The organism is Serratia proteamaculans (genome assembly GCF_946227095.1).
Taxonomy (GTDB): Bacteria; Pseudomonadota; Gammaproteobacteria; order Enterobacterales; family Enterobacteriaceae; genus Serratia; species Serratia proteamaculans_E.
Map to the genome: position 1 here is coordinate 524,333 of NZ_CAMISV010000003.1, position 13,514 is coordinate 537,846.

Here is a 13,514-nt window from a genome sequence, read left to right on the forward strand (position 1 = left end):
CTCAGAGGCCGGCATTCGTCGGCCTCTTGGTATTACTTCAGCGCAGCCAGCGCCGCATCGTAGTTCGGCTCTTCGGTGATTTCATTCACCAGTTCGCTGTACAGCACGTTGTCCTGGCCATCCAGCACCACAACCGCACGCGCAGTCAAACCTGCCAATGGGCCTTCAGCGATTTCCACACCGTAAGCCTGTTTGAATTCTGCGCCGCGCAGAGTGGACAGGGTTACCACATTGTCCAGGCCTTCTGCACCGCAGAAGCGTGACTGTGCGAACGGCAGGTCAGCCGAGATGCACAGCACTACGGTGTTATCCAGGCCGCTGGCCAGTTGGTTGAATGTACGTACTGAGGTCGCGCAAACGCCGGTATCAATACTTGGGAAAATGTTCAGAACTTTGCGTTGACCGGCGAAGCTGCTCAGCGCTACGTCTGACAGGTCTTTGGCAACCAGCGAGAAGGCTTTGGCTTGTTCGCCAGCCTGTGGCAGGTGGCCTGCAACGCTAACCGGGTTACCTTGAAAATGTACTGTCTGAGTCATTAGCTTGATTCCTTTTACAGGTGTTTATACAAAGGGCATGAGCCTAATTAAAGGGCCTTTCGGCCGCCTTTAACATTAGGTTCACACCCTGGCATCAGTTTATGTCAACAATTGTGGGTTGAATAGATAAAGTTTGCTAAATAGTTGTATATATTAGAGTGTGTCCAAAAAATCACCCGCGCATTCGTCCGATTTTATGCGTAATTTCTGCTCAGGAGCCGTTATGAGAAGCATGCGTTTTTATCCAGAAGCCTGGCCGTTGCATACTGCTTTTGTTATTGCCCGCGGCAGCCGTACCGAAGCCAAAGTCGTGGTGGTAGAAATTGAACAGCAGGGCGTACGGGGTATCGGTGAATGCACACCTTATCCGCGTTACGGTGAAAGTGAGGCGTCGGTGATGGAATTGCTGGCTGAGGTGGCACCGACTGTCGAGCAGGGGGTGACGCGTGAGCAACTGCAGCAGCTAATGCCGGCTGGTGCTGCTCGTAACGCCGTGGATTCCGCGTTGTGGGATTTAGAGTGTCAACTGAGTGGGCAGAACCGTTGGCAGCGTAGCGGTGTCGCAGAGCCGGAGCGTATTTTGATGGCGCAAACTGTCAGCATCGGTTCGCCGGAAGCCATGGCTTTCGCCGCGCGTGAACTTGAACAGCAAGGGGCGCGGTTGCTGAAAATCAAACTGGATAACCATCTGATCAGCGAACGACTGGTGGCGATCCGCGCGGCGGTGCCGGATACCACGTTAATTGTCGATGCCAATGAGTCCTGGCAGGCGGAAGGGTTGGCGGCGCGCTGCCAGCTGTTGGCCGATCTGGGCGTGGCGATGCTGGAGCAACCGCTGCCGGCGACGGATGACAGCGCACTGGAAAACTTTATTCACCCGTTGCCCATTTGTGCAGATGAAAGCTGCCATACCCGGGGTGACTTGCTCAAGCTGGCCGGTCGTTATCAGATGGTTAACATCAAGCTGGATAAAACTGGCGGCCTGACAGAGGGGCTGGCGCTGGCTGAGGCGGCACGGGAACAGGGCTTCGCCATCATGCTCGGCTGTATGCTTTGCACTTCGCGGGCGATCAATGCCGCATTGCCGCTGGCACCGGGCGCGCGATTTGTCGATTTGGACGGCCCAACCTGGCTGGCGAATGACGCTGAACCAGGGCTGGCGTTTGAATGTGGGGCGATTAATCTCGCCCCACAACCGATTTAACCCGGGTAAGTCAGTAACTCTACCATCGCGTCCAGGTAGTTTTCGCTGGCGGCATCGGCCGAGATAGGGGGGAATTCCGCAGTAATGCAGGGCAGTGACAAATCGGCGCACCAACTGCCGAATGACCCCGGTGTTTCATAACCGACGCTGGTGACCAGCGGCAAGGCAAATTTATGCGAAAGCCAAACGCCGAGCTGGGAACTGGCCGGGTCTTCAATACAGGCCAGAGGCTCGTGGAACGACACCACCCAGTGCGGTTTCAACCGGTGGATCAGATGGCATAGCGCCTGGGTTTCCGGTTCGGATCCGGGGCGGCCGCCGGTCGAGAGTTTAACATCCCGAGCCTCCGCCGCACTGTTCCAACGGTAAACCGTATCACCGGAGCGCCAGTTGGCCGCCGGGAAGTTACGGTTCAGATCGACCCCGTTGGCATTGGCACGCAGCCCTAGCTGGCAGCCGTCGGGATTGACCGCCAGCACCACATGGTGACGCAACTGATTGGGTGCGATGCTGCGTAATGCGCAGGACAGGGTAACGATAGCGGCGCTTTCGTCACCGTGGGTGCCGGCAATAATCAGCCCGGTTTCCGGGCCACTGACGGCTGCCGGAAAATAAAGTAGCGGCGCGCCCAACAGCGAACTGCCGTAATTCTCTCCTGCAACGGCCAATTGGCCACGGTCACTGCGCGGTCGATGCTGGATCATGATGGTTCCCTGATTTAAAGGTCGAGAGTGATTATCATTTTATTCAGTGTATTACGCTTTCGCTTAACTTTCCCAGAGCAATTTCTCACCTGATAACAAAATTGATTGTCCTAAATTATTGAACAGTGAATCCGATTATTGATGGCTGGCAGACGATCTCCGGTTCGCTACACTGGCTCTATCGTGAACAAATAATTGGAGCTCATCATGAAAGCCATTGCAGTCAAACAGCTAGGTGCTACGCCAGAACAGGTAGAGATCGCCAAACCTTCGCTACAGCCCGGACAAATACTGGTCAAAATGGCCGCTGCCGGGCTGAACCCGGTTGACTGGCGGATAGCTGACGGCATGCTGGAAGGAAAATTGCCGCATGTTTTCCCTTTGGTGATCGGTACTGACGGTGCTGGCGTGATTGAGGCCATTGCTGATGATGTTACCGGATTCAGCGTCAATGAGCGGGTAGCAGGCAAGTTTATGTTCGGCATGGTCGGTGTCGGTAGCTACGCCCAGTATGCGGCGATTGATCAACGTGCGGTGCTGGCAAAGGTACCTGATGAGGTGAGTTTGACCAAGGCGGCGGCAATGCCGATTGCCGCCGGTACCGCGCTAAAACTGGTTGAAAAGTTGCAACTGCCCGCGGGTGCGACGCTGCTGGTGGTGGGGGCGACCGGGGGGGTTGGGCGTTTCGTTATCCAACTGGCCAAACGTCAAGGGCTGAAAGTGATTGCTACCGGCGGGGCTGATGCCGAGGCCGCATTGCGTGAACTGGGGGCTGAGAAGGTGATTGATCATCACCGGGCACCCGTGCTGCAGCAGGTGCAGCAACAATATCCGCAGGGCATTGACGGCATGATCGATCTGGTCAGCAATGCCGAGGCTTTCAGCGCGTTGCTGGCCATCCTGCTCAAGGGCGGTGTGGCGCTAAGCACCATTTGGTCGGCAGTTCCAGAACAGATGCAGCAACAGGGCCTGCGCGGCGGTAACCTTGAGGCCCAGATCAGCGCGGATGAGCTGGAGCAACTGTTGCAGAGCGTAGCGCGCGGGGAGTTGCAGGTGCCGGTGGAACGTCTGGTATCGATTAAACAGGCACCGGAAATGCTGGCGCAAAGCAAGGCTGGCGGCTCACGCGGCAAAACCGTGCTGAATATTGATTGGTGAAGTCAATAAAACCACGCCAGCTATTTTGTTCGCTGTTGTTATACTATCGGCAAAGCTAACCCAATTACCCAACAGGGGATTTAACATGCCAGTAGCCAGAATAGTTGCCAGCTATAGCGAAAATGATAAGGATACCATCACGCTGCTGTGCGGTGTGGACGAGGAAAACCAGATCCGTCAGGGTGAATGGTTTGGCGTGGTGAAGAACGATGACGGGCGTGGCGATGAGTCCAACTATCCGTTTACCCTGCACGTCGACTACCAGAAAAACAGCTTCTATCTCGACTATGGTTTTGACGATGCCGAGTCACGTCAGATGCAGAAAACCGATATCCATGCCAAGCCGTTGGCCGAGAAAGGTTTCTTCACCATTTTTGATGAAGAAGAGGGTGAGGAATTCAGCTACCGCATCAATAGCATTCACCTTTACGAATAATCACGTTCGTTAAGCGAGAAATGCCCGTATCGACATCGTCGTGCGGGCATTTTTTATTGCCTGGCCCCCAGTTTTTACATCTTGTCCGCCTGGAACTCTAGGTGAGACTAATCTTGTGCTATAAGATAAAAAATTCAGATGGTTAACGGGGGATGAATCAGAATGACGAGAAAAAAAATTCAACAGGGTTTTCGTTTGGCGTTGTGTGCCGTGGCGATCGGCGCAGGGTTGAGCAGCGCGATGGCAGCGCAGGTTCCCCCAGGTACCACGCTGGCGGAAAAGCAGGAGATTGTTCGCCATATTAAAGATGAACCGGCCTCACTCGATCCGATCAAAGCGGTAGGCTTGCCGGAAGCGCAATTGGCGCGCGATCTGTTTGAAGGGCTGGTGAATCAGGATGCCAACGGTAAGGTGATCCCTGGCGTGGCCACCCGCTGGCAAACCACCGATAACCAGACCTATATTTTCACTCTGCGTAAAGATGCGCGTTGGTCTAACGGTGACCCTGTCACGGCAAAAGACTTTGTTTATAGCTGGCAACGGCTGGTCGAGCCGAAAAATCTGTCTCCTTTCGCCTGGTTTGCCCAGTTGGCCGGCATTCAAAACGCGGATGAAATCGTTACTGGCAAGCTGCCCGCCGATAAGCTGGGCGTCACGGCGCTGGATGATTACACTTTTAAAGTGCAGTTGAACAAACCGGTACCGTATTTTGTCAGCCTGACCGCCAACTTCAGCCTGTTCCCGGTTAACAAGGCAGTGGTGGAGAAATTTGGCAATGACTGGACCAAGGTCGGCAATCTGGTCGGTAATGGCGCGTTTAAACTGCAGGAACGGGTGGTCAACGAGAAGCTGGTGCTGACGCCAAACGAGCACTATTGGGACCATGCGCATACGGTGCTGACCAAAGTGACCTTTGTGCCGATCAACCAGGAATCCAACGCCACCAAACGTTATCTGGCCGGCGATATCGATATCACCGAGTCCTTCCCGAAGAATATGTACCAAAAGCTGTTGAAAGACATTCCGGACCAGGTCTATACCCCGGATCAGCTCGGGACCTATTATTATGCCTTTAACACCCAACGTGCGCCGACGAATGATGTCCGGGTACGTAAGGCATTGTCTTACGCTATTGATCGCAAAATTATCGCCGAGAAAGTGTTGGGCACCGGTGAAAAACCGGCTTACCATTTCACACCAGACGTCACCGCCGGGTTTAAGCCAGAGGTGAGCCTGTTGCAACAACAGCCGCAGGCGGAACTGGATGCGCAGGCCAAGGCGTTGATGCAGGCGGCCGGTTATGGTCCGAACAATCCACTGAAGTTGACGTTGTTGTATAACACTTCGGAAAGCCACCAGAAAATCGCCATTGCCGTGGCTTCAATGTGGAAGAAGACGCTCGGCATCGACGTGAAGCTGCAAAACCAGGAATGGAAAACCTACATCGATAGTCGTAACACCGGCAATTTCGACGTGGTACGTGCTTCCTGGGTTGGCGATTACAATGAAGCCTCGACCTTCCTGTCGTTGTTAAGCTCAACCCACAGCGGCAATATCGCCAAGTTCAAGAGTGCGGATTACGACAAGCTGTTGGCGCAGGCCAGCCATGAAACCAATCCGGCGGCGCTGACCACGGATTACAATAAGCTGGAGCAGATCATCGCCGATCAGGCGCCAATCGCACCGATTTATCAGTATACCAATGGCCGATTGATCAAACCCTGGGTGAAAGGTTATCCGATCACCAATCCGGAAGACGTGGCTTACAGTCAGACGATGTATATTTTGAAACACTGACAGGTTGCGGTATCCCCATAAGTTTTCCTCAAGCCCCGCTGATTGCGGGGTTTGTTATTTTTATGGCAGAGGAATGGCGTAATTTATGGGGTAGCAAACAAGGCAGCACCCGCCGTCGTTGAAGGGAATACACAGCTTACGTCGTGCGCACAGCCGGGAACGATCAGCAAATCACGTTTGGCGTGCGGAGCAATAAAGCGCCGGTCGTAAGCAGCATAGGCCAGGCCACGTTGCAGCCGATAGGGGCCCTGGGCCTGCGCCGCGCAGGACTTATCGAGAATTTTGTAGAAAGTGCCGGGCGCGTTGCCGGTATCTTTCTCGCCTTCAATATAGGTGATATTGGCCGTGGCATAACGTTGCCGCACCGATTCACGGTTTTGATCGAGAAAGGCCGGAATGGCCTCAATACCGTATTTCCAATGATTGACCTTCGGACAGGCGTCACTGTTAACCTCAACCCAGTCAAAGCTGCAGTTCCCCTGTTGCTGGCAATCACGCCAATCGGCGGGGTGGGCATTTTTTATCGGCTGCGGCCGGTGGCTATCAAAATAGAGCCAACTGCCAGGGTCGGCTATGACATAACGCATTTTCACGCCGGCTGGCGGATGGGCAAAGCCGACATAGTGCTGCACAAATTGCGCCCCGGCGGAGAAACCGGCGACGGTGACCGACTGTAGCTTTGGCCATTTTACTTGCAGCTCGGCAATCAGCCGATCAACAGCGGCAAATGAGGTCGTGTTCCCCTGGTGGTCCAAACCGCCTTCTATCCAGGAACTGCAGCTCCAGAGTGCATCACCTGGCTGGGCTGGCGGAACGCCAGATGAATGACAATGTACGGCCTGCGCATCGCTAACCGGGAACAGTGGGGCGACTAACAATGTGTCCTCAGTTCTGGCAGCAAGTTGAGCGGCTTTCAGCGCCGCAGCCAGGGTTTTCCCCGCGTCTCTGGGATGTCCGTGCAGCACGATTAACGCGTTGTGTGGTGTGGGACCATGGGATTTTGCTACGAAGTAAGGCAAGCTGCCTGCCGACTCACCCAATTTGACCTGATATGCATCAGCGATAGTGTTGAGTGAGTTATCTGCGGCAAACAGCGGATGAAACGACGCCGGAGCAAATGCCAAAACGGAGGCTAACAAGAATGTCGAGGTGGATTTCATCGGGTGTCCGGCCGTGCATTGTGCGTTATTTATCCATGTTAGCGTATAAGGCCGTTCCAGGTGCAGCATTCGCACGGCTTCATCTTTGATCCGCCTACCATTAACGCTAGACTCTGGAATAACTGAACAGCAGAGGGGATGAGGAATGGAAGTCATTGAGGGACGCGAGTTACAGGTTCCTGACGCAGTGTATGCCTACCAGCTCGATGGCAAGGGCGGCGTAACATCGATTGATGACGATGATAAAGTCACCTGTGACGAGCCTTGCTGGCTGCATCTCGATTATGCACACCCCGCCAGCGCCGAATGGCTGGCCACCACATCGCTGCTGCCGGATGCGGTAAGAGAGGCGTTATCCGGTGAGAGTTCGCGACCGCGCGTCAGTAAAGTGGGCGAGGGAACCATGGTCACGCTGCGTAGCATTAATTTTAATGCCAACTCGCGGCCGGATCAGTTGGTGACTATCCGTGTCTACATGACCGATAAACTGATTGTTTCCACCCGCCATCGTAAGGTGTATTCCATCGACCAGGTAGTGAACGATCTGCAAACTGGCAGCGGGCCGACCAACAGCGGTAACTGGCTGGTGGAAATATCGGATGCACTGACCGACCACGCCAGTGAGTTTATCGAGGATCTGCACGACAAAATCATCGATCTGGAAGATTCGCTGCTGGAACAACAGGTTCCTGAGCGCGGGCAGTTGGCACTGATCCGCAAACAATTGATCGTACTGCGTCGCTATATGGCGCCGCAGCGTGACGTATTCTCCCGGCTGGCCAGCGATCGCTTGCCCTGGATGAATGATGACGACCGTCGCCGTATGCAGGACATTGCCGATCGGTTGGGGCGTGGGCTGGACGATCTGGATGGCAGCATTGCGCGCACCGCGATCCTTTCTGACGAAATCACTACCGTGATGGCTGATGCCATGAACCGTCGTACCTACACCATGTCGCTATTGGCGATGGTATTTTTACCTACCACCTTTTTGACCGGGTTATTCGGCGTTAACCTGGGCGGCATTCCTGGCGGTGGCAATCCTTTCGGTTTTGCTGCGTTTTGCCTGACGCTGACCGGATTGGTGTTCGGCCTGGGCTGGTGGCTGAAGCGGCGTCGCTGGTTGTAGCCAAAAAGCGCCGATAACCCGGTTAACATTGAGCGATATCAACTTTTGCCGGGGGGAAATGGGGCATGATCTATCTCGCAGGTGAATGCAACGTCAAGCGATGGGCGTTGCGCTCCATAATTGTCTTACTTTCTTATATTTAGAATTACTGCATAGCACATTGATTCATACGATGCCGGTTTAATCACCGGCATTTTTTTGTCTGCAATTTACCCCGTCAGGCTGCACTTTCATCCCAGAAACTGGCCTCGATCTTATGTCCATCCAGGTCACGAACAAAGCAGCCATAATAGGCTTCACCATAGTGCGGCCGTGAGCCGGGTGCTCCTTCATCTGTTGCCCCTGCCTGCAGCGCCTGGCGGTAGAAATCATCAACCTGTTGTTTACTGGTGGCGAAAAACCCCACGTGCAGGCCATTGCCGTTCGTGGCCGGTTTACCGTCAATTGGCACTTGCAGCCAGAATTCCGGATAATCACGCCCATAGCCAATGGCACCAGGGTGTTCCAACACCCGTCGACAGCCTAGTGCGGCGAGAGTGCGATCGTAAAAATCGGCTGCGGCGTCAAAATTATTGCTGCCGAGAGAAACGTGAGACAAGCAGGGAGTGATGTTCATCGGTAATCTCCAGGGTGACTGTATAAAAACACAGTATAGGATAAAAACGGCGCTGTCCGATGAATTCTGCTGAAATTGCGAGCGGGATCGACAACAGAGGAAGGGAAAGAGCCGCCCGCGGAGAACGGGCGGCAAAACGGCTTATTTGATTTCGAGAACGTCTAAACGGACCGGGACGGCTTCATCCGCGTCTTCCGGTTGCCAGCCGACTGGCTGCATCGGAAGATCTTCACGGTCAAAGGCCAGATCGCCACCGTCAACCACTTCGCTACCGTGGTGGATCCCCTTAAAATCAAACAGGTTGTAGTCACTCAGGTGCGAAGGCACCACGTTTTGCATTGCGCTGAACATGGTTTCCAGGCGGCCCGGATAACGTTTATCCCAGTCACGCAGCATGTCACCAATCACCTGGCGCTGCAGGTTGGGCTGCGAACCGCACAGGTTGCACGGGATAATCGGGAAGCCTTTAGCGACCGAGAAACGCTCGATGTCTTTTTCACGGCAATAAGCCAGCGGGCGAATCACCACGTGTTTACCATCGTCACTCATCAGTTTAGGCGGCATGCCTTTCAGTTTGCCGCCGTAGAACATGTTGAGGAACAACGTCTGCAGAATGTCGTCACGGTGGTGGCCAAGGGCAATCTTGGTGGCTCCCAGCTCGGTAGCGGTGCGGTAAAGAATGCCGCGGCGCAGGCGTGAACACAGTGAGCAGGTGGTTTTGCCTTCCGGGATCTTGTCCTTGACGATGCTGTAGGTGTTTTCCTCAACGATCTTGTATTCCACACCCAGGCTTTCCAGATAGGCAGGCAGGATATGCTCGGGGAAACCAGGCTGTTTCTGATCGAGGTTGACCGCAATCAGTGAGAAATTGACCGGTGCGCTCTGCTGCAGGTTGCGCAGAACCTCCAGCATGGTGTAGCTGTCTTTGCCGCCGGACAGGCACACCATGATGCGGTCGCCTTCTTCAATCATGTTGAAATCGGCAATCGCCTGGCCCACGTTACGACGCAGACGCTTTTGCAATTTGTTCAGGTTGTACTGTTCTTTTTGACTAACTGTTTGTTGTTCTGACATTTAAATCGTGCTCGTTCTCAATTGGGGGCACTATGGGCATGAAGTTTTAGCCAGCGAGTTTAGCATTCTATAGGCTGATTGGGTCATTATTCCTTTATTTCATGGCCGCAAAGGCGCCTTGCCGACCTCAATACACGCGAGCACGCGGCAGATCGCTGACCCGTGTGGTGTATGCGGGGGAGAGAAACTCTCGTTTCATCGACCAGGTCTGCTGATTGCCTTGTCCGGCAAACCAGACTCCAGCGCGCCCGGACTGATTGATCTGATCCAAGGCTGCCATCAAGCGTTCACTGTTGGGGCGCGGCTGATACTCGTCGAACAGGTTCAACTGAGCGACGCCTTGCGAGTAAAAGTCCTGCAGCATAACGCCGGCTTTTAGATAGCGATGGCCGGGCTGCCAAATCTTGTCAAGGCATCGAATCGCGGCGGCGATGATGTCGCGGGTATCTTGCGTCGGCGTGCTGAGTCTGATGCTCGCGGTGTTGCCGTAATACTTTTCGTTGGTTGAGAAGGGGCTGGTTTTAACCCATGTATTGATATTCCGGCAATATTGGTGCTCTTCACGCAATTTTTCTGCCGCGCGTGAAGCGTGCATGCAGATAGCCTGATGCATATCATTGTACTCAGTGACGCGATCGCTGAATGACCTGCTGCAAATGATTTGCTGTTTGGTGGGGGCAAACTCCTCAAGTGACAAGCAGGGTTCACCACGCAGTTCACGCACCGTGCGTTCAACCACCACGCTGAAATGCTTGCGGATCATTGTGGTGCTTGCATCTGCCAGCTGCAGTGCGGTTTCGATCCCCATATTCCGCAGTTCTTTGGTGAGACGTCGTCCGATACCCCAGACTTCTTCTGCCTGCACCAAGGACATCAATTTTCGCTGCCGTTCCAGGCTGGAAAGGTCAACCACGCCGCGGGTTTGCTCCCATTTTTTTGCCGCGAAGTTCGCCAGTTTTGCCAGGGTTTTGGTCTGGGCAATACCCACGCCTATGGTAAGCCCGGTATTACGCAGCACTTTGGTCCGGACCTGGTGCCCGAACGCTGCCAAATCGACACAGTTTTGTACCCGGGTAAGATCAAGGAAGCTTTCGTCGATGGAGTAAATTTCGACCCGTGGTGCCATCTCTTCGAACACGGCCATCACTCGCATCGACATATCGGCATACAGCTCGTAGTTGCTGCTGAATGCGATACCGCCGGCACGCTCAAAATCGCGCTTTATTTTGAAATAGGGCGCGCCTGTTTTCAGGCCCAGAGCTTTTGCCTCTTTGCTCTGTGCTACCACGCAACCGTCGTTGTTCGACAGCACAACCACCGGTCGGCCACGCAGATCCGGACGCCACAGCGTTTCACAGCTCGCATAGAAGCTGTTTACATCGGCCAGGGCGTACATTATTTCAGCCTGGTGATGGTTGAAACCACCACGCCGACGATGTTCAGATCATCGCCGCCATCCCGCAGCGGTATTGGCTGGAAGTTTGGATTCATTGGTTCAAGCTGTTTGACAGGACGCAGGCAGAGACGTTTAACCGTGAACTCGCCTGCGATGCTGGCGATCACGATATCGCCGTGACAGGCACCAATGCTTCGGTCGACAACCAGCAGGGATCCGTCGGTGATCCCGGCTTCAATCATGCTTTCCCCTGAGGCGATCAAAAAGTAGGTGGCCGACGGATGACTAATGCAGTATTCGTTGAGGTCGATCCTCGCGTGTATATAGTCTTGCGCAGGATTCCCATATGCACTCATTCTAGCCATATATTGTCAATCCTGGAGAAAATACAGCTGCTTTTGATTGACCACAGTAGTGCTGCTCGAAGCCTTATACATGATTTACTGTCCTATTAATTGACTGTGTTTATATACAGTATTATAGGTGTGAGGGAATGAATCAAGACTGTTTTTAGACGGCGCTCCGAATGTTTTGAAGTTTGGGGAAATTTAGTTCACAGGAGCTTGTATGGTCTAATCATTCCGGACACTTTGTTAGAGATATAATGAGCAACGCTAACGAGGTGAGAATGCGAAAAAATCATTTACTCATGAGTTTAAACAAGAGTGCGTCAATCTGGATCTTCAGCCTAAGTACCCGGTGACTCAGGCTGCTGAAACAATGAATATTTTCGCACCGATTTAGCCAGTGAAATGATGCCACACTGGAAGATCCACCGCAGGACAACCGGACCCACATTTTTGCCGTACTTCTGACCAATCGCCGTTAACACGGCATGCTGGAACAGACCATTTTTCCCTTCTGCAAACGGTGCCCAGGCTTCCGGCTGAATGCTACAGCTTTGCATCCACGGTACAGCGTGTAATTGCTGGTTGAAGGGGTTAACTTCACCGTTATAACATTACGGTCTGTCAACCTGCGGAGGTTGATGTTGGAATTCGGGCAATGACCTTAATTTCAAAATCGAATCCCGCAAGCCAGGTAACGCCAACGGCTGTCCAGTTCGGGTAAGGGGGCTGCGGGAAAATGGACTGTTTCACCTGCATGATCGTCGGAAACTGATTTTCCGGGTCAGTATGAAAGGTGGTGACATCGAGCAGGTCGTCAAACGTACAACCCGCTGCTGCAAGAGTCGCTGCCAGGTTATCAAACGCAAGTTGCACCTGCGCGGCAAAATCCGGCTCCGGCGTACCGTCGGCGCGGCTGCCAACCTGACCGGAAACGAACAACATATCGCCAGAACGGATCGCGGCGGAATAACCGTGCTCTTCATAGAGAGCATGGCGGTTGGCAGGAAAAATAGGTTCACGCTGAATCATGGAATTTCCTTTCTTAAGTCAATGTGTGATGCAGGATGCGTGATATGCAAAATTGATTTAATATACGCGGCGTATGTTGAATTAATCACACATACGCCGCGTATGTCAAATGACATCCGTTACGTATGTCAAAAAGGAGATCGTATGGCCGTCAAACGCCGCGCCGAAACAATGGAAGAGAACCGCGCTAAATTGATTACGGCAGCGCGGAAATCCTTTGCCGAAAGGGGTTTTGCTGCCGTATCAATGGATGAATTAACCGCCAGCGTTGGCCTGACACGTGGGGCGCTATACCACAACTTTGGTGATAAAAAGGGGCTGCTTGCCGCTGTTGTTGCTCAAGTAGATGGTGAAATGGCACAACGAGCCAAAGCCGCCGCCGCGAATGCCGGTGACGACTGGGAAAGGCTGCTGGCTGAAGGGATTGCCTACATTAAGATGGCGCTGGACACAGAAGTAAGGCGCATCGTTCTGCTTGATGGTCCGGCTTTCCTTGGGGATCCGGCACAATGGCCCAGCCAGAATAGTTGCCTCGAATCCACCCGCCAGACCGTCATAAAGTTGATCGAACGCGGCGTACTTAAATCGGTTGACGCGGATGCCGCTGCACATCTGTTAAACAGTGCCGCGCTGAACTCCGCACTTTGGATTGCTGCGAGCGACGATCCGCAACGGGCGCTGCCAAAAATTATTGAAGTGTTTACTCAACTGGCAAGCGGCTTACGGAATAGTTCCAATAAACTGCGATGAGACGTTTATATGGTGCAGTGAGCCAAGACCTTATAGTTCATATAGGTAATTGCATTTGATTTGACAGTCAGCCATGTGCTGTGAGTTCAACGGGTCGCTGCAACGCTATCCTTAATCAAGGGGGACGTTGCCATGAAACGAAGAACGCGCATTTACTACACGCCAGAGCAGAAAG

At 53.5% G+C, this 13,514-nt stretch carries 14 protein-coding genes and 1 pseudogene; 6 read left to right on the top strand and 9 right to left on the bottom strand.

All coding sequences use genetic code 11. The annotated features are described in order from the left end of the window. Positions 1-32: 32 nt before the first annotated feature. Positions 33-536, bottom strand: coding sequence for a thiol peroxidase (tpx, locus tag OC597_RS09085; protein WP_261256712.1), 504 nt, complete (start codon positions 534-536; stop codon positions 33-35). A gap of 223 nt (positions 537-759) precedes the next feature. On the opposite strand from tpx, the gene ycjG reads away from it, so the two are divergent. Beyond that, a complete protein-coding gene (gene ycjG / locus OC597_RS09090) occupies positions 760-1,740 on the top strand; it encodes an L-Ala-D/L-Glu epimerase (RefSeq protein ID WP_261256714.1) in 981 nt (326 codons plus the stop codon). Here ycjG and mpaA read toward each other — a convergent pair. After that, complete coding sequence (mpaA, locus tag OC597_RS09095; RefSeq protein WP_099062898.1) at positions 1,737-2,444, bottom strand: murein tripeptide amidase MpaA; 708 nt, start codon at positions 2,442-2,444, stop codon at positions 1,737-1,739. The two genes, ycjG and mpaA, sit on opposite strands and share 4 nt — an antisense overlap. 207 nt (positions 2,445-2,651) lie before the next feature. Between mpaA and OC597_RS09100 the strand changes: the two genes are divergently transcribed. The 3 genes from OC597_RS09100 (at position 2,652) to OC597_RS09110 (ending at position 5,835) form a co-directional block, all read left to right on the top strand. Then, positions 2,652-3,602 (top strand): NADP-dependent oxidoreductase, encoded by a 951-nt coding sequence (locus OC597_RS09100; protein ID WP_261256716.1) that lies wholly within the window; start codon positions 2,652-2,654, stop codon positions 3,600-3,602. 85 nt (positions 3,603-3,687) lie between these two features. Then, positions 3,688-4,038 carry a hypothetical protein gene (locus tag OC597_RS09105; protein ID WP_261256719.1) on the top strand — a complete coding sequence of 117 codons (351 nt, stop codon included), beginning with the start codon at positions 3,688-3,690 and terminating at the stop codon, positions 4,036-4,038. A gap of 162 nt (positions 4,039-4,200) precedes the next feature. After that, the gene (locus OC597_RS09110; RefSeq protein ID WP_261256721.1) at positions 4,201-5,835 is read left to right on the top strand and encodes a peptide ABC transporter substrate-binding protein; all 1,635 of its coding nucleotides are present in this window, start codon (positions 4,201-4,203) and stop codon (positions 5,833-5,835) included. An 83-nt stretch (positions 5,836-5,918) separates the two neighbouring features. Here the strand turns inward: OC597_RS09110 and OC597_RS09115 are convergent, their stop codons facing one another. After that, positions 5,919-6,995 carry a hypothetical protein gene (locus tag OC597_RS09115; RefSeq protein ID WP_261256722.1) on the bottom strand — a complete coding sequence of 359 codons (1,077 nt, stop codon included), beginning with the start codon at positions 6,993-6,995 and terminating at the stop codon, positions 5,919-5,921. 145 nt (positions 6,996-7,140) lie between these two features. On the opposite strand from OC597_RS09115, the gene zntB reads away from it, so the two are divergent. Then, entirely contained in the window at positions 7,141-8,124 is a 984-nt protein-coding gene (zntB, locus tag OC597_RS09120; RefSeq protein WP_261463444.1) for a zinc transporter ZntB, read from the top strand. Between the two features lie 217 nt (positions 8,125-8,341). On the opposite strand, the gene OC597_RS09125 is transcribed toward zntB, so the two are convergent. The 6 genes and pseudogenes from OC597_RS09125 to OC597_RS09150 all read right to left on the bottom strand — a co-directional run bounded on the left by OC597_RS09125 (position 8,342) and on the right by OC597_RS09150 (position 12,589). Continuing rightward, positions 8,342-8,740, bottom strand: coding sequence for a VOC family protein (locus tag OC597_RS09125; protein WP_261256725.1), 399 nt, complete (start codon positions 8,738-8,740; stop codon positions 8,342-8,344). Between the two features lie 141 nt (positions 8,741-8,881). Then, complete coding sequence (gene ttcA, locus OC597_RS09130; protein ID WP_262208432.1) at positions 8,882-9,814, bottom strand: tRNA 2-thiocytidine(32) synthetase TtcA; 933 nt, start codon at positions 9,812-9,814, stop codon at positions 8,882-8,884. A gap of 127 nt (positions 9,815-9,941) precedes the next feature. Then, entirely contained in the window at positions 9,942-11,210 is a 1,269-nt protein-coding gene (gene umuC, locus OC597_RS09135; RefSeq protein WP_262208433.1) for a translesion error-prone DNA polymerase V subunit UmuC, read from the bottom strand. After that, positions 11,210-11,566 (bottom strand): translesion error-prone DNA polymerase V autoproteolytic subunit, encoded by a 357-nt coding sequence (gene umuD / locus OC597_RS09140; RefSeq protein ID WP_262208447.1) that lies wholly within the window; start codon positions 11,564-11,566, stop codon positions 11,210-11,212. Before umuD ends, umuC begins: the two co-directional genes overlap by 1 nt. Positions 11,567-11,937: 371 nt before the next feature. Continuing rightward, positions 11,938-12,159, bottom strand: a pseudogene (locus OC597_RS09145) (aldo/keto reductase); the annotation flags it as partial. Between the two features lie 22 nt (positions 12,160-12,181). Next, the gene (locus OC597_RS09150; protein WP_099062908.1) at positions 12,182-12,589 is read right to left on the bottom strand and encodes a RidA family protein; all 408 of its coding nucleotides are present in this window, start codon (positions 12,587-12,589) and stop codon (positions 12,182-12,184) included. A gap of 144 nt (positions 12,590-12,733) precedes the next feature. Here OC597_RS09150 and OC597_RS09155 point away from each other — a divergent pair, with 144 nt between their 5' ends. Next, on the top strand, positions 12,734-13,339 hold the full coding sequence (locus tag OC597_RS09155) for a TetR/AcrR family transcriptional regulator (protein ID WP_261256734.1): 606 nt from the start codon (positions 12,734-12,736) through the stop codon (positions 13,337-13,339). Positions 13,340-13,514: the final 175 nt, after the last annotated feature.